Source organism: Sorangium sp. So ce321 (assembly GCF_051530195.1).
GTDB lineage: Bacteria > Myxococcota_A > Polyangia > Polyangiales > Polyangiaceae > Sorangium.
The window spans coordinates 178,386-191,719 of record NZ_CP150329.1 but is presented as its reverse complement, the minus strand read 5'-3'; the positions used below and the strand labels follow the sequence as shown (position 1 = coordinate 191,719).

The 13,334-nt window shown below is 73.0% G+C and carries 9 protein-coding genes; 6 read left to right on the top strand and 3 right to left on the bottom strand.

Annotation, left to right across the window (positions count from 1 at the left end; genetic code table 11):
• Window positions 1–54: 54 nt before the first annotated feature.
• The 4 genes from WME89_RS00730 to WME89_RS00715 are packed head-to-tail and all read left to right on the top strand — an operon-like array spanning window position 55 to window position 5,776.
• On the top strand, window positions 55–852 hold the full coding sequence (locus WME89_RS00730; protein WP_438007369.1) for a GNAT family N-acetyltransferase: 798 nt from the start codon (window positions 55–57) through the stop codon (window positions 850–852).
• 33 nt (window positions 853–885) lie between these two features.
• Complete coding sequence (locus WME89_RS00725; RefSeq protein WP_438007368.1) at window positions 886–1,659, top strand: iron-containing redox enzyme family protein; 774 nt, start codon at window positions 886–888, stop codon at window positions 1,657–1,659.
• Window positions 1,660–1,712: 53 nt separating this feature from the next.
• Complete coding sequence (locus WME89_RS00720; RefSeq protein WP_438007367.1) at window positions 1,713–4,091, top strand: protein kinase domain-containing protein; 2,379 nt, start codon at window positions 1,713–1,715, stop codon at window positions 4,089–4,091.
• On the top strand, window positions 4,088–5,776 hold the full coding sequence (locus WME89_RS00715) for a protein kinase domain-containing protein (protein ID WP_438007366.1): 1,689 nt from the start codon (window positions 4,088–4,090) through the stop codon (window positions 5,774–5,776). The genes WME89_RS00720 and WME89_RS00715 overlap by 4 nt, the downstream gene beginning before the upstream one ends.
• An 8-nt stretch (window positions 5,777–5,784) precedes the next feature.
• On the opposite strand, the gene WME89_RS00710 is transcribed toward WME89_RS00715, so the two are convergent.
• The 3 genes from WME89_RS00710 to WME89_RS00700 form a co-directional block, all read right to left on the bottom strand.
• Window positions 5,785–6,861 carry a helix-turn-helix transcriptional regulator gene (locus WME89_RS00710; RefSeq protein ID WP_438007365.1) on the bottom strand — a complete coding sequence of 359 codons (1,077 nt, stop codon included), beginning with the start codon at window positions 6,859–6,861 and terminating at the stop codon, window positions 5,785–5,787.
• A gap of 131 nt (window positions 6,862–6,992) precedes the next feature.
• Window positions 6,993–7,859, bottom strand: coding sequence for a LamG-like jellyroll fold domain-containing protein (locus WME89_RS00705; RefSeq protein WP_438007364.1), 867 nt, complete (start codon window positions 7,857–7,859; stop codon window positions 6,993–6,995).
• Window positions 7,860–8,141: 282 nt separating this feature from the next.
• Entirely contained in the window at window positions 8,142–9,500 is a 1,359-nt protein-coding gene (locus WME89_RS00700; RefSeq protein WP_438007363.1) for a sigma 54-interacting transcriptional regulator, read from the bottom strand.
• Window positions 9,501–9,680: 180 nt separating this feature from the next.
• On the opposite strand from WME89_RS00700, the gene WME89_RS00695 reads away from it, so the two are divergent.
• Window positions 9,681–11,216 (top strand): hypothetical protein, encoded by a 1,536-nt coding sequence (locus tag WME89_RS00695; RefSeq protein WP_438007362.1) that lies wholly within the window; start codon window positions 9,681–9,683, stop codon window positions 11,214–11,216.
• A 383-nt stretch (window positions 11,217–11,599) separates the two neighbouring features.
• The gene (locus tag WME89_RS00690) at window positions 11,600–13,324 is read left to right on the top strand and encodes a DUF1592 domain-containing protein (RefSeq protein WP_438007361.1); all 1,725 of its coding nucleotides are present in this window, start codon (window positions 11,600–11,602) and stop codon (window positions 13,322–13,324) included.
• Window positions 13,325–13,334: the final 10 nt, after the last annotated feature.

Sequence of the window (13,334 nt, the reverse complement as noted above, 5' to 3'; positions counted from 1 at the left end):
CCGCGAGCCGGAACCCTCTCAGCAGGCCTGCGCCCCAGGCCGGAGGAGTCGAAGATGACCTCGATTCAATGCCGTATCGTGCATACACGCAAGGATCTCGACGACGCGCTCCGCGTCCGCTGGGAGGTCTTCGGTCAGGAGATGAACCTCCTCGCGACAGCGCCCGCTGCGCCGCGCGAGGTCGATCCGTTCGATACCCTCGATACGACGCTCCATGTCGTCGCCTACGCGGACGGGCAGCCCATCGCCACCACCCGGCTGCTCCTGCCCAGCCCCGAGGTGGCGTTCGCGCGGCGCGGCCGCCTCGGCCTGGACCTCGAGTCCAGGTTCGACCTCGGTGTCCTCCACGTCCCCGGGCTCTCGCTCGCGGAGGTCACCCGCTTCTGCGTCCTCGAGCGGCACCGGAGCAGCGGCGCCCTGGATGCGCTCCACGCGGCCTTGATCGACGAGAGCCGCCGCCGCGGCGTCACGCACTGGATCGCCGCGGTGAACGCGGAGACCGATGACGCGGAGGACGCCGCGATCGTCCTCCAGGTGGCCGCCGCGCTCGGGCTCGTGAGCGCCCGGGTCCAGGTCTCTCCGCTCGGCGGCGATCTCCCGCCTACCTCACCGGGCTTTCCGTTCTATGGCGACGAGGAGCGCGCGCGCGCCCGCGCCGGCGCGCTCGGCGGGCTGCAGCTCCCAAGGCCGCTCCGGGTGTTCACCCGCCGGATGGCCGCGCGCTTCGTCGGCCCGGCGCGGTACGACAGCCGCTTCCGTCGGTTCGCCATTCCGCTGTTCGCCTCCGTGGAGGAGCAGGCGATGGCGCCGCACCCCGTGAGGACCGCGCCCGTGACCCGCAGGGCCGCCTGATCGAACAACCCTCTTGACTGGAGAAATGATGCCATGACGACGGACACACTCGAATGGATCACCACCCTCGATCAGGAGGTCGCGGCCCTGCTCACCCGCCTCGACGTGGATCCCGCGGCCCATCGGCTATATGACGGCACCGCGACGGCCGCCGAATACGCGGCCTTCCTCGAGCAGATCTATCATTACGTGCGCTGGACGCGCCCGCTGTGCGCCAAGGCCGGCGCGCGGCTCGGGGCCAGGTGCACCGGGGACCCGGGCGAGACAGGCGCGGCGGACGGACGCGGCATTCTCGCGGACCTCCTGCTCCGCAAGGCGGAAGAGGAGTCCGGGCACGAGCAATGGGCCCTCGACGACCTCGCCGCCCTCGGGCGCGACCCGGAGGCGGTGGTGCGCGCGGAGCCCGCGCCGGCGACGCAGGCCTATATCGCCTGGAGCCGGTACACCGCCGAGGCCGGCGCGCCCGAGGCCTTCCTGGGCACGGCGTACGTGCTGGAGGCGCTCTCGGTCCACCGCGCCGGCGACGTCGCGGCGCGCCTCATGGCCCGGGCCCGCATCCCCGGCATTGCAGGCGCGGTGCGGTTCCTTCAGGGGCACGCCGACGCCGACCAGGGGCACGTGCGCGAGCTCGCGGAGCTGCTCGCGACGATCCCCTGCCCCGCGGCGCGGGAGGCCATCCTCCTGTCGGCGCGGGTCACTCGCACGCTCTATCCGGACATGGTCGCTGGCGCGGTGGGCGGCGCTGCCGCTCGCGCGCCGGCCACCCGGGGCGGCGCTGCCTCTCGCGCGCCGGCCATCCGCGGTTAGACCACGAGGTTGCGCCGTGATACCTCACACGGTGGAGCGCCCTCGCGCACACCGTGGAAACGACGCACACCACCCCGGTCTCTCCCGCCATCGAAGCCGCCTCCTGCCCGATCGGGCCAGGCGACGTGCTGGCCGGTCGCTATGCGGTCGAGCACCTGATCGGCGAAGGAACGTTTGCCTGGGTGTTTGCCGCCCTGGACGTCCAGACCGCCCCACCGCGCCGCGTCGCGCTCAAGGTACTCCGCCCCGAGCGCACGGGTGAGGATTGCGCGCTGCGCCGGGTCGAAGCGCGGGAGATCGCTCTCCTCGTTCGCGTCCACGCCGCGCGCTCCGCGGCCAACGTCGTTCGCCCCCTCTCGCCCGAGGTGATTGCGCACCGGGGCGTTCACGTCCTTGTCCTGGAGCTCATCGAAGGGCCCTCGCTCGCCGAGATGCTCGCCGGCCCAAAGACGCTCGGCCCGGCGCAGGCGCGGCGCATCGGCGCGGGGATCGCGCGCGGCCTCTCTGCCATTCACGCGGCCGGTGAGGTCCACCGCGACCTCAAGCCCACCAACATCCGCCTCCGCGCGGGGGGCGAGCCAGTGATCCTCGATCTCGGCATCGCCCGGGCGACGCAGGAGAGCGAGCCGCCCAGGAGCACCCGGCGAGCGTGGATGACCCCGCGCTATGCCGCGCCCGAGCAGCTCGCCGGTGACGACGCCTGTCCGGCGAGCGACGTATATGCCCTGGGCGTGATTCTTCACGAGATGTTCACTGGCCGCCTGCCGGCGGAACCACCGGCGCCGCGCCGCGCCCTCCCGGACAATATCGGCTCTATCGTGCGCCGCTGCCTCGCGCCGAGACCCGCGCTGCGGCCCACGGCGGCCGAGGTCGAAGCGGCGCTCTCCGCGGTGCCGAGCGCCCCCGCGCCCGGGAGCGCCCGCCGCTGGCGCCCGGCGTGGAGCGGCGTCGCGCTCCTCGTGCTTGCAGGCTGGGTGAGCGGGCACCTGGCGCTCTCCGATCCAGGGTGGGCGAGCGCGCCGCCGGCGCTCTCCGGCGCGCGCTCCCCCGCGCGCGACACGTTCTCCGGGGCGAATCTCGTGGATGGCGGCGCCCGCCGGCCAGGCCCGCCGTGGGAAGGCGCGCCCGTCCTCGCCATGCGCCTTGGCGACGACGAACGGCAAGCCATCACCGCCATCGCGGCGGACGCAGGAGGGGACCTCTGGATCACCGGGCATTTCCGGGGCACCATCGATCTCGGGGCCGTACGGCTCCAGGGCGACGGCTACGCCGATGTCTTCGTCGCCAGGCTGGACCCGGCCGGCGAGGTCCTCTGGGCCAGGCGCTTCGGCGATGCGGAATGGCAGGCGAGCGTTGACATCGCGCTGGATCGCGCCGGCAATGCCTTCGTCACCGGGACCTTCCGCGGGGCCATCGACTTCGGACAGGGGCCGCTCAGGAACCCGGCGGGCGAAGATATCTTCGTGGCCAAGCTCGACGCCGCCGGCAATGCGCTCTGGGGCAAGCGCTTCGGGGATGGGAGCGAGCAGGGAGGCAGCCGGGTCGCCGTGGACGAGGCCGGCAATGTCGTCGTCGCCGGGCAGTACACCGGATCCCTGGATCTCGGAGACGGAGCGCTCCGGGGCGCCGGGCGATACGATATCTTCCTGGCCAAGCTCGACGCCAGCGGGAACGCGCGCTGGAGCAGGCGCCTCGGCGACGCTGCCGAGCAGCTCGCGTATGGCCTCGGGCTCGACGCGAAGGGGAACATCTTCCTGATGGGCGGCTTCGAGGGCGCCCTCGATCTCGGCGGCGAGCGGCTCACCAGCGCGGGAGGCATGGATATCTTCGTGGCACGGTTCGACGCGGACGGCCGCCCCCGGTGGGGCCGTCGCTTCGGCGGCCCGGAGCACAACAATGCCTTCAGCGTCGTCGTCGACGCCGCGGGCGACGTCACGATCACGGGCTCCTTCCAAGGCACCATGGTCGTCGAGGGCCGCAGGCTCACCAGCGCAGGCGGTAACGACATCTTCGTGGCCCGGCTGGACGCCGGCGGCCATCTCCTGTGGATCCGGCGCATGGGCGGCCCAGGCGACGATCTCGGCGCCCTCGCCGCGGGCGTGGACGGCGCGCCCATCGTCATCGGGCGTCTCGAAGATCCCATGGATCGGCGCAGCGGCGTGGTTCGCCGCCGGCTCGTCGCGGCGCGGTTCGACGCCGCCGGGGAGCCCACCTGGATCCAGGGCATCGGCGGCCACGGGGGCCTTGGCAACCTCCTGGCCACGGTCGCGGGCGGGAAGGACCTGATCCTCGCCGGCTCCTTCGAGGGCACCTTGAGCCTCGGCGCCCCCGGCGGCGCGATGAAGAGCGCCGGGGACGCCGACATCTTCCTCGCCCGGTTCCCCCTCGACGCCGAGCGCTCCACCCCGGGCGCGGCCGGGGCGCGCCGGTGATTCCTCTCCGCGCGCCGGGAGCGCCCTGCCCGCCCGCGCCCGGCGAGGTGCTCGCCGGGCGCTTCGCGATCGATCGCCCGATCGGCGAAGGCTCGTTCGGCTGGGTCTTCGCCGCGACGGACCTGGCCGAGCGCGCTCCGCGTCGCGTCGCGATCAAGGTGCTCCGGCACGAGCACGCGGCCCAGCTCCGGATGCTGCGCCGGTTCGAGCAGCGGGAGCTCGCCCTGCTGCGGCGCGTGCACGCGGCGGCCCCCGCGCCGAACGTCGTCCGCGCGCTCTCGCCCGAGCTCTTCTCCCACCGCGGCCTGCCCTTCCTGGTGCTCGAGCTCATCGAGGGGCCCTCGCTGCGCGAGGTGCTCGAGGCGCGGGGCCCGCTCCCGCCCGGCGAGGCGCTGCGGATCGGCGCCGGGCTCGCCCGCGGCCTCGCGTCGATCCACGCGGCGCCGGGCGTCCACCGCGACCTCAAGCCGAGCAACATCCGCCTGCGCGCGGGGGGCGAGCCCGTCATCCTCGATCTCGGCATCGCCATGGCGCTCTGGCTCACGCAGGAGACCACGGCCAGCGCCCCCGCGTGGATGACCCCGCGCTACGCCGCGCCCGAGCAGCTCGCCGGCGGGCCGTCCTCCCCGGCGAGCGACGTGTACGCGCTCGGCCTCGTGCTCCACGAGATGCTCGAGGGCGAGGTCCCGCTCGCCGGCCCGACGCTCGCGGAGACGCGCGAGGCCCGCGCGTCGCGCGAGGCGCCCGAGCTGCGGGCCCCAGGCTTCGTCCTCCCGGACGACGTCGCTGCCCTGATCCGCCGCTGCCTCGCGCGCGACCCGGCGCGCCGTCCTGCGGCCGCCGAGGTCGCCGAGGTCCTCGCGGCGCCGGCGCACCCGAGGTCCGCCGCGCGTCGCGCGCCGCTCGGCATGGCCGCGCTGCTCCTGACCGCGGGGGGCGCCTCCGCCGCGATCTCGCTGCTCCCGGCCGCCCGCGCCGTGACCGGCCCCGCGCCGGTCGCCCTGTATCCGCTGGACGTGCTCGCCGGGGCGCGCGCGGAAGACCTCGCCGGCGGGAACGACGCCGCCCTCGTCCGTGGCCCCACGCCCGTGGACGGCAGGATCGGCGGCGCGCTGCGCTTCGACGGCATCGACGACCACGTCGAAGCGCCCCACGCCCGGAGCCTCGATGTCGGTGAGGGCGATCTCTCCATCACCGCGTGGCTACAGACGACCTCCGCCGAGGGCATCGTGGTGATCGTCGATCAGCGAGACGAGAGCCCGCGCGGCGTGCACGGCTACTGCGTCTTCCTGTCCTGGGGCCGCCTGAGCGCGCAGCTGGCCGACCGCGACGCTTCCCCGAAATGCTCGATGGGCGCCAGCACCGCGTGCACCAACTACCTCTCTGGCGCCTTCGTCGCCGACGGGAGCTGGCACCACCTCGCCGTGACCGTCGACCGGCGCGCCGTCGACGGCGGCACGTTCTATGTCGACGGCGCGGTCGCCGGGCGCTTCGACCCGACGTCGCGGCCCCTGTCGCTCGACAACCGCGCCCCGCTCCGCATCGGCAGCCGCTCGTCGAGCGAGAGCGGCTTCTTCCGGGGTGTCCTCGACGAGGTCGCCCTGTACCGGCGCGCGCTCTCGCCCGAGGAGGTCGCCGCCGCCGCCGCCCGCGAGGGCGTCGCGCCCGGCGCCGCGCCGCGATGAAGCCTGGCTCAGCTCCGCTCCGTCGCGCGGACCATGAGCGCTGCCCGGCTCGGCACCCCCAGGGCGTCGTAGACCCGCTGCAGGTGCTTCTTGATGGTCGCCGGCGTGCACCCGAGATCCTCGGCGATCAGCGCGTTGTCCCAGCCGCGGAGCACGCGCTCCGCCACCTCGACCTGCCGGTCGGTGAGGCGCCCTCTCCACGCCGCCGGCGCCGCCGCAGCCGCCCCCTCGCGCAGCTCCACCACCCACAGCACCCGCCCCTGCTCGACGAACGGGACCAAGTCGACGCGCAGGTGTCCGTCGCGCGTGCGCCGCATCCAGGGCGCGGCCTCGGCGCCGGAGCCGGGCGCCGCCGCGGCCGCGCCGAGCGCGCCGGCCAGCGGCGACGGGAGGGCGCCGGCGCTCCGCTCCACGGGCGCGAACCAGCGCTCGAGCAGCGCCTCGGCGCCCGCGCTGCGCGCGAGCACGGACGCAGGCGGGGCGACCACCAGGACCTCCACCCCCTCGCGGCGGAGCGCCGCCTCCAGCGCGTCGGCGCGCCGCGCCGAGTCTCCAAGGCGCCGGCAGGCCCGCGTCGCGGCCGCGATCGAGGGCGCGAGGAGCTGCAAGAGGGCCCGCTCGCGGTCCGAGAACGGGCGCCGCCTGTCGCGGTAGAGGGTGATCCCGCCGTGCCAGTCCGGCTCGACCGCGAGCAGGACCGCCATGGCCTGCTCCAGCCGCATCCCGAGCTCCCGGCTGCGCCTGTACATCACGCTCCGCTCGATGGCCTCGCGGGGCAGCATCTCGCTGTCGCGCAGCACCACGTTCGGCCGCGCGATGACCGCGCTCCGGACGAAGTCGTGGGGCGCCAGATCGACGTACCCCGCGAACAGCTCCGGCGGCAGATCGGCGACGGCCCAGTCGTACGCCGTGGGCTGCCCGGGGAGCGAGACGCAGAGCGCGCCGTGGTCCGCCGGCACCAGCTGGCAGAGCGCGCCGTACGCCCCGCGCAGGACCTCGTGGAGATCGAGGGAGCCGTGCAGGAGCTCGATGAGCTCCCAGGTGATCCGCTGCTCCCGCGCCGTCAGGTGGATGGGGGATGGCATCGGTAGCCGAGAATACCGGATGCGCCGCTCGCCGCGCTCCCGCATACCACCAAAGGGGTACGCGGCGCGGCCGACCCGGCGGCGTGGATGCAAGCGCCGCCGCGCCTGGAGGGGAGCGCTGAGCGCTCAGCTCACGGGAGGGCGTACTTGCGCCGGAGATAGCTGTTGACCGTGCCGCGGTCGCCCTCCGAGAGCGCGCTCTCGTAGACGACGATCTCCGCGAGATCCCCCTCCATGTAAAAGCTCGAGAACCAGGCGCCGATCTGCAGCAGGACCCACGGCCCCGTCGTGGTGAAGTCGTGGCTCGAGGCGCGGTTTCCGTCCCTGTAGACGGTCATCGTCGATCCGTCGTAGCGCGCCGACAGGGCGTGATAGACCCGTGTGTTCCCGATGGTCGATGTGACGATCGGCATGTCGTTGCCGAGCCCCACGAACAGCGCCTGGCTGCCGTTCTCCCACCGGAGCTGGTTGTTCGGCGAGGAGTTCCCCGGCCCCAGGATCATGCTGAAGGTCTCCGACGCCTTGCCGTTTTTGCCGACGACGAAGACCGTGAAGTGGGTCGGCTCGAGCTGCTCGGCGAGGAAGAGTGACTGCGCGCCGTGGAACCGGATGACCGGCTTGCCGTTCAGCGCGCTGGAGACCAGCGTGGGCTGCCCCGCCGCGACGTCCGAGTCGGCCCTGTTCCCGTTGCCGCTCTGATCCCGCCATGACGAGACCTTGCCGGAGCTCGCGGTGACCCCGGCGTCGGTGCGCAGCCAGAGCTTGAGCCCACTTCTGGGGATCCGTCCCGCGACGCTCCCGTCGTGGCCGCCGCAGGTGCTGCCCGCGCTCACGAGGGCTCCCGTGGCGGAGCCGAGGTCGCCGGCGAGCTCCTGGCTCGTGCAGTCGGTCGTATCGGCTTCTCCCTGGTCGGCCCCCTCCGCGTCCTCGCCGCCGAGGCATGCGAGCACGGAGGCGGAGAGGGCGAGGAGCGAGCAGAGGGCGATTGACCGCTTCATGGTGTCCTCCTTGGGGGTGTGTTCGCGGGCAGCGCCACGCCGGCGCGGCGTCAGGCGCGGCGGGCGGCCGGACGGCTGGACGACCGGCGCTGGCGCCACTGCGTGGCTGACGACGCGCCCGTCTCGAGCACTCTGGTAGGAGCGGCCGCTCCGCGGAATACCACCTTGGAGGTACTGCCGCGTCGGGTCACGTTCCGCGGAGGACGGCGCTCAGCCCGTGCCCCGTCGTCTCTGCCGGTGCGACCGCTCGACGTGGGACGGCGATGCCGTTCTCGTTGACCGTCACTCGGGCTCCGACGGCCCTTCATCGCTCCCGCGCAGCCCGAAGCGGTGGATCAGCGTGTAGGCGAACTTCCTGCCGATCCCCGCCAGCTCCGCGGCCTGCGAGACATTGCCCCCGGTCTGCTGGAGCGCGAGCTCCATGTAGGCCTTCTCGTAGTCCCTCGCGACGCGGCTCCGGCCGGCGAGCAGCGGCTCGTCGAGCCGCACCTCGAGCCCGCCGGCGCCGGAGGGCGAGCGCGGCCCCTGGCCGGCGGGCTCCGGCGCGCCGAGGGCGAGCGCGCGCGCCACCGCATTGCGCAGCTCCCGCACGTTCCCGGGCCAGGACTGCTCGGCGAAGAGGTTGACGACGTGCTCGGGGAGCGGCGCGGCGCCCCGGATGCGGCTGGCCAGCTGCTGCTCCAGGTGCCGCACCAAAAGCGGGATGTCCTCGGGCCGCTCGCGGAGCGGGGGGAGGCGGATCGGCACCACGGCGAGGCGGTAATAGAGATCTTCCCGGAACGCCCCCAGCTCGACCGCGCGGGCCAGCGAGCGGTTCGTGGCGGCGACCACCCGGACGTCCACGCGGCGCGGCTTGTTGAGGCCGACGCGCCGCACCTCCCCGCTCTCCAGCACGCGGAGCAGCTTGGGCTGCAGCTCCGGAGGGAGCTCGCCGAGCTCGTCCAGGAAGAGCGTGCCGCCGTCGGCTTCCTCGAACATCCCCACGCGGTCCTCGAGGGCTCCGGTGAACGCGCCCTTCTTGTGCCCGAAGAGCTCGCTCTCGAGCAGCGCCGACGAGGCCGTCGAGCAATCGAAGACGACGAAGGGACCGCCCGCCCGCCCGCTCGCCTCGTGGACGCCGCGCGCGGCGAGCTCCTTGCCGGTGCCGCTCTCCCCCTCGATGAGCAGCGTCGTGTCCGTGGGCGCGACGCGCTCCAGGACCGCGAAGATCCGGCGCATGGCCACGCTCCTGCCGAGCAGGCCGCCGAAGTGATCCCGCGTGGAGAGGGGCAGCTCCACGATCGTGCTCAGCATCCGCAGCCGCAGGGCCGAGCTCCCGATCAGGATCGACGCGTCGGGCCGCGCATAGGCGTCGCGGACCTGGACGCCGTCCACCGTCGTCCCGTTGCGGCTCCCTGGGTCGATGACCCGGATCCGGTCCCGCTCGATGCGCAGGACGAGGTGCAGCCGGCTGACCATGCGGTCCTTGAGCTGGAGATCGCAGCCGGGATCGCTCCCGACCCTCGCCTCGGGGCCGGGGAGCTCGACGACGGCCCCGGCGTCGGGGCCCTGGACGATCTCCACGCGGATCTTGTTCGAGCGCAGCGTCAGCCGGTCTGCGGGGGCCTGCGCGGTGAGGGTGCCGTCGTCGGAGCGGGGCATGGAGGGCACGAGCGTACCACCAAGGTGGTATTCCCGCCGCGCGCCGCTCATGGCCCGATGGCGCCTGGAGTCTCCCCGGCACGAGCTCGAGGATCCTGACCTCCCGCGTCCGGCGCCTGCCGGAGCGAGGGCGAATGATGCGTCGTGCGGTGTGAACTTCTTCACGGAGAGCGGATATCTATGAACCAGCAAGCTCGATGCGTCCTATCGGCGTTGTTCGCGGCGGTGTCGGTGAGCGCGGCGGGGCCAGCGCGCGCGGACGTGACCCTCTCCGGCGATGTGTCGCCCGCGAGCCCGACCGACCCGTGGTACCTCGGGGCGAGCCCCCTGCTGGTCGGCGGCACGGTCGAGGGCCCGCCCCGCACGGGGAGCGTGCTCGTTTACAATCGCGGGACGGTGATCAGCGCCGGCGCCGTCCTCGGGGGACCGTACGAGGAGGGCAGCGGCACGGTCGAGGTCACCGGGTACCGATCGACGTGGATCAACAATGGCTCCCTCGAGCTCGGCGGACACGAGTCCTCCACCGGCGCGCTCATCGTGCGCAGGGGCGCGCAGGTGATCACGGACGATCTCGTGGTCAGCGGGCCGTACCCCAACGCCTACGGCTCGGTGCTCGTCGAGGGATACGACGCGAGCCTGACGAGCCGGACGATCGCCTACATCGGCCATATGTGGGGTGGCAAGGTCGATATAAGGCAGGGCGCGAGCTTCTTCTCGCACGACGTGTTGTTCGGGTACACCGGCTCCAAGACCCCGTACGGCCCGATCCAGGCGAGCATCACGGGCTCCGGGTCGAGGTGGGTGAACACCGGGGTTTTCGCCGTCGGAACGAGCAGAGCCGCGCGGGTCTCCGTCTACCGCGGCGAGCTCAGCACGGTGAACGCGGGGGTGTTCGGCAACCCCGTCGAGAACAGCGTCGTCACCGTGAGCGGCTGGGGCGGCACCTGGACGAACGAGGGGCTCCTGGAGGTGGGGAGCGGCGCTGGATTCGGCGGGGTCGTCCTCGGAGCTCACGGAAAACTGGTGACCGGCGAGACCGTGATCCGCTCGCAGACCGGCGCGGGCTACCTCTACCTGGATGACGTCTACGCGTCGTGGATCAACCACGGTGACGTCACGGTCCTCTCGTCCGCGTCCACGGTATGGGCAGATCCGGTGCTGCATATCGACTATGGAGGCTCCGTGACCATCGGCGGCCTCCTCCGGGTCGCGCAGCTGCCCGGCGGCCCCGGCAGGCCGTCGTGGGGGGTGTACATCAAGGACGGCAACCTCACCGCGGGCGCGATCGAGCTCGAGGAGGACGCCGGCTTCTACTTCCTCGAAGGGCGTCTCGAGACAGGCAGCTTCGTGGGCGATCTCGACAACAATCTCTATGGAACGCTCGTCGTGGGAGAGGCCTACCCCTCGATCAGCATTACCGGGAGCTACGCGCAGCGGTGGCTCGCCAGCACGAGCTTCACCGTCGCGGGGCCGAGCGCCGCGCCGCTCCTCTACGCCGATGGGGACGTGGTCCTGGACGGGGGGGCGCTGGAGGTCCGCGCGGCGGACGGCGCCCTGCCCTTCCAGGCCGGAGACACAGTCACCCTGCTCGGCTGGGGCGGCGCCCTCGTGGGGGCGTTCGAGTCGGTGGACATCGACTTGCCGCTCGCGCCCGGGCTCGCCTGGGACACCTCCGCGCTGTACTTGACCGGCCAGATCGTCGCCGTGCCCGAGTGAGCACGACCTGAGCCCGCGGCCCGCCGCGCCCGCCCTCGCGGCTCACCACACCCGCCCCTCCCCGTGATCGCGCTGGCCCGACGAGCACCCGGGGAGGGCGCGCCCGGCCGCCGCAGATCGCCTCATTCGCGCCGACGACGATCTCGGCATGCACGGCGTGCATGAGCCCCATGCCTCCTGCGAGCTTGGTATCGCGCCCATGACTGGCTAGTATCCAACAATGAGACGCTCCTCGGCTCAGCGCTCGCTCGACATCGCACCTCGTAGGTCCAACGGGCGTGTCACACAGCGTGACTCGATAACTTCCGGGAGAATGGACCCGAGGACGACACCCGCCTGACGGCGCCGGGAGGGAAGCCATGGAGTGGACGAGGCGGAACGTCGTGAAATCGCTCGAAGATCTCGATAGCTGCGCGGCGCCGAGGCGACGGCGGGCGGCGCTGCTCGGCGCGATCGCCCTCGCGGCGCCCGGCCTGACCCCGGGCTGCGTCGGCGATGTAGGCGGCGACCGGAGCGGGTCGCCGAGCGGGGGCGAGGTGGTCGATGTGGCGCCCGCGGGGATGCGCCGGATGACCCCGGAGCAGTTCACGAGCTCGATGCGCGATCTGTTCGGCGATCCGGCGCTCGAGCTCGACCTGGACCCGGACGCCGGCGAGGTCACCTCGTTGCTCGCCGTGGACAAGCTCAACGCCGCGGCGGAGGCGATCGTCGCGCGACGCGCGTCGTGGGGGACATCGGTGTTCCCGTGCGACACGCGCGGCGCGGATGACGAGACGTGCGTGGACCGCTTCGTGCGGACGTTCGGGCGTCGCGCCTTCCGGCACACGCTCGACGAGGCCGAGGTCGCGATGCTGAAGCGACAGTACGCCGAGGCGCGGAAGGAGCAGTCGTTCGAGGACGCCCTCCTCGTCGTGCTCAGGACCATGATCCAGTCGCCCAGCGTCTACTACTTCGTCGAGCTAGGCCGCGAAGGGGACGGGGGCGAGGCGCTCGCCTCCGGCGTCCGCCCGCTGACGGGCTGGGAGCGCGCGGCGCGCCTCTCGTATTTCCTCTGGAACACGACGCCGGACGACGCGCTGCTCGACGCCGCGGAGTCCGGCGCGCTCGACTCGGCGGAGGGCGTGCGCGCGCAAGCGGAGCGGCTCCTTTCGGACGACCGCGCCCGGGCCACGGCGCGGCGCTTCTTCGCCGACTGGCTCGAGCTCGACGGGACGAACAAGCACGCTTCCCTCGAGAGCGCGCCGAAGAGCCCCGACGTCTATCCCGAGGATTCACCCGCGCTGCGCGCCGCCATGCGCACGGAGATCGAGGCCCTGGCGGAGCGCGTGCTCTTCGAGGGGGACGGCCGCTTCGAGACGTTGCTCACGACCACGGAAGCGTACGTGAACGGGCCCCTCGCCGCGCTCTACGGGGTGGAGGGCCCCGCGGACGACAGCACCTTCTCCTGGGTCTCGCTCCCCGGCGACCAGCGCGCTGGGATCTTCACGCGGGCGGCCTTCCTGAGCGTGTTTGGCAGCATCGAGGTCAAGTCGCCGATCCGCCGCGGCGCGTACATCCTGGAGCAGGTGCTCTGTCGCCCCCTCGGCCCGCCGCCTCCCAACGCGAGCGACGTGCCGGTCAAGGGCGGGGCCGTCGAGGAGAACGGCGCGCTGGTGCGCAGGACGGTCCGGGAGGACGTGCTGGCCAAGACGTCGAGCGGCAACTGCGCGAGCTGCCATGTGGCCATCAACCCCATCGGCTTCGCGTTCGAGCACTACGACGCGCTCGGGCGCTGGCAGGCGCAGGAGCGGGGCGAGGACGCGACAGGCCCGTACGCGCTCGACATCGACGCGCGCGGCAGCCTCCCCGCTGTCGGTCCGGACCGGGAGGCCGCGGAGGTCGACGGCGGCGTCGCGATGTCGGCGGCCCTCGCGGCGAGCGCCGCGGCGCGCGGCTGCCTCACGAAGCGCTTCTTCCAGACGGCGCTCCGGCGCGTGCCGATCGACCAGGATCTCGCGTCGGTGGAGGCGGCCACGCCGGCGCCCGAGAGCGGCGGCAGCCTGCGCGACCTCCTCCTCGACCTGACGACGAGCAACGCCTTCTTGCACCTGCGCCGAGCCGGGGAGTGAGCTTATGAAA

Bases quoted from the DNA above. Each gene is read 5' to 3' on its own strand.
- WME89_RS00730 (WP_438007369.1), top strand. From the start codon at position 55: ATGACCTCGATTCAATGCCGTATCGTGCATACACGCAAGGATCTCGAC.
- WME89_RS00725 (WP_438007368.1), top strand. From the start codon at position 886: ATGACGACGGACACACTCGAATGGATCACCACCCTCGATCAGGAGGTC.
- WME89_RS00710 (WP_438007365.1), bottom strand. From the start codon at position 6,861: ATGCCATCCCCCATCCACCTGACGGCGCGGGAGCAGCGGATCACCTGG.
- WME89_RS00705 (WP_438007364.1), bottom strand. From the start codon at position 7,859: ATGAAGCGGTCAATCGCCCTCTGCTCGCTCCTCGCCCTCTCCGCCTCC.
- WME89_RS00700 (WP_438007363.1), bottom strand. From the start codon at position 9,500: ATGCCCCGCTCCGACGACGGCACCCTCACCGCGCAGGCCCCCGCAGAC.
- WME89_RS00695 (WP_438007362.1), top strand. From the start codon at position 9,681: ATGAACCAGCAAGCTCGATGCGTCCTATCGGCGTTGTTCGCGGCGGTG.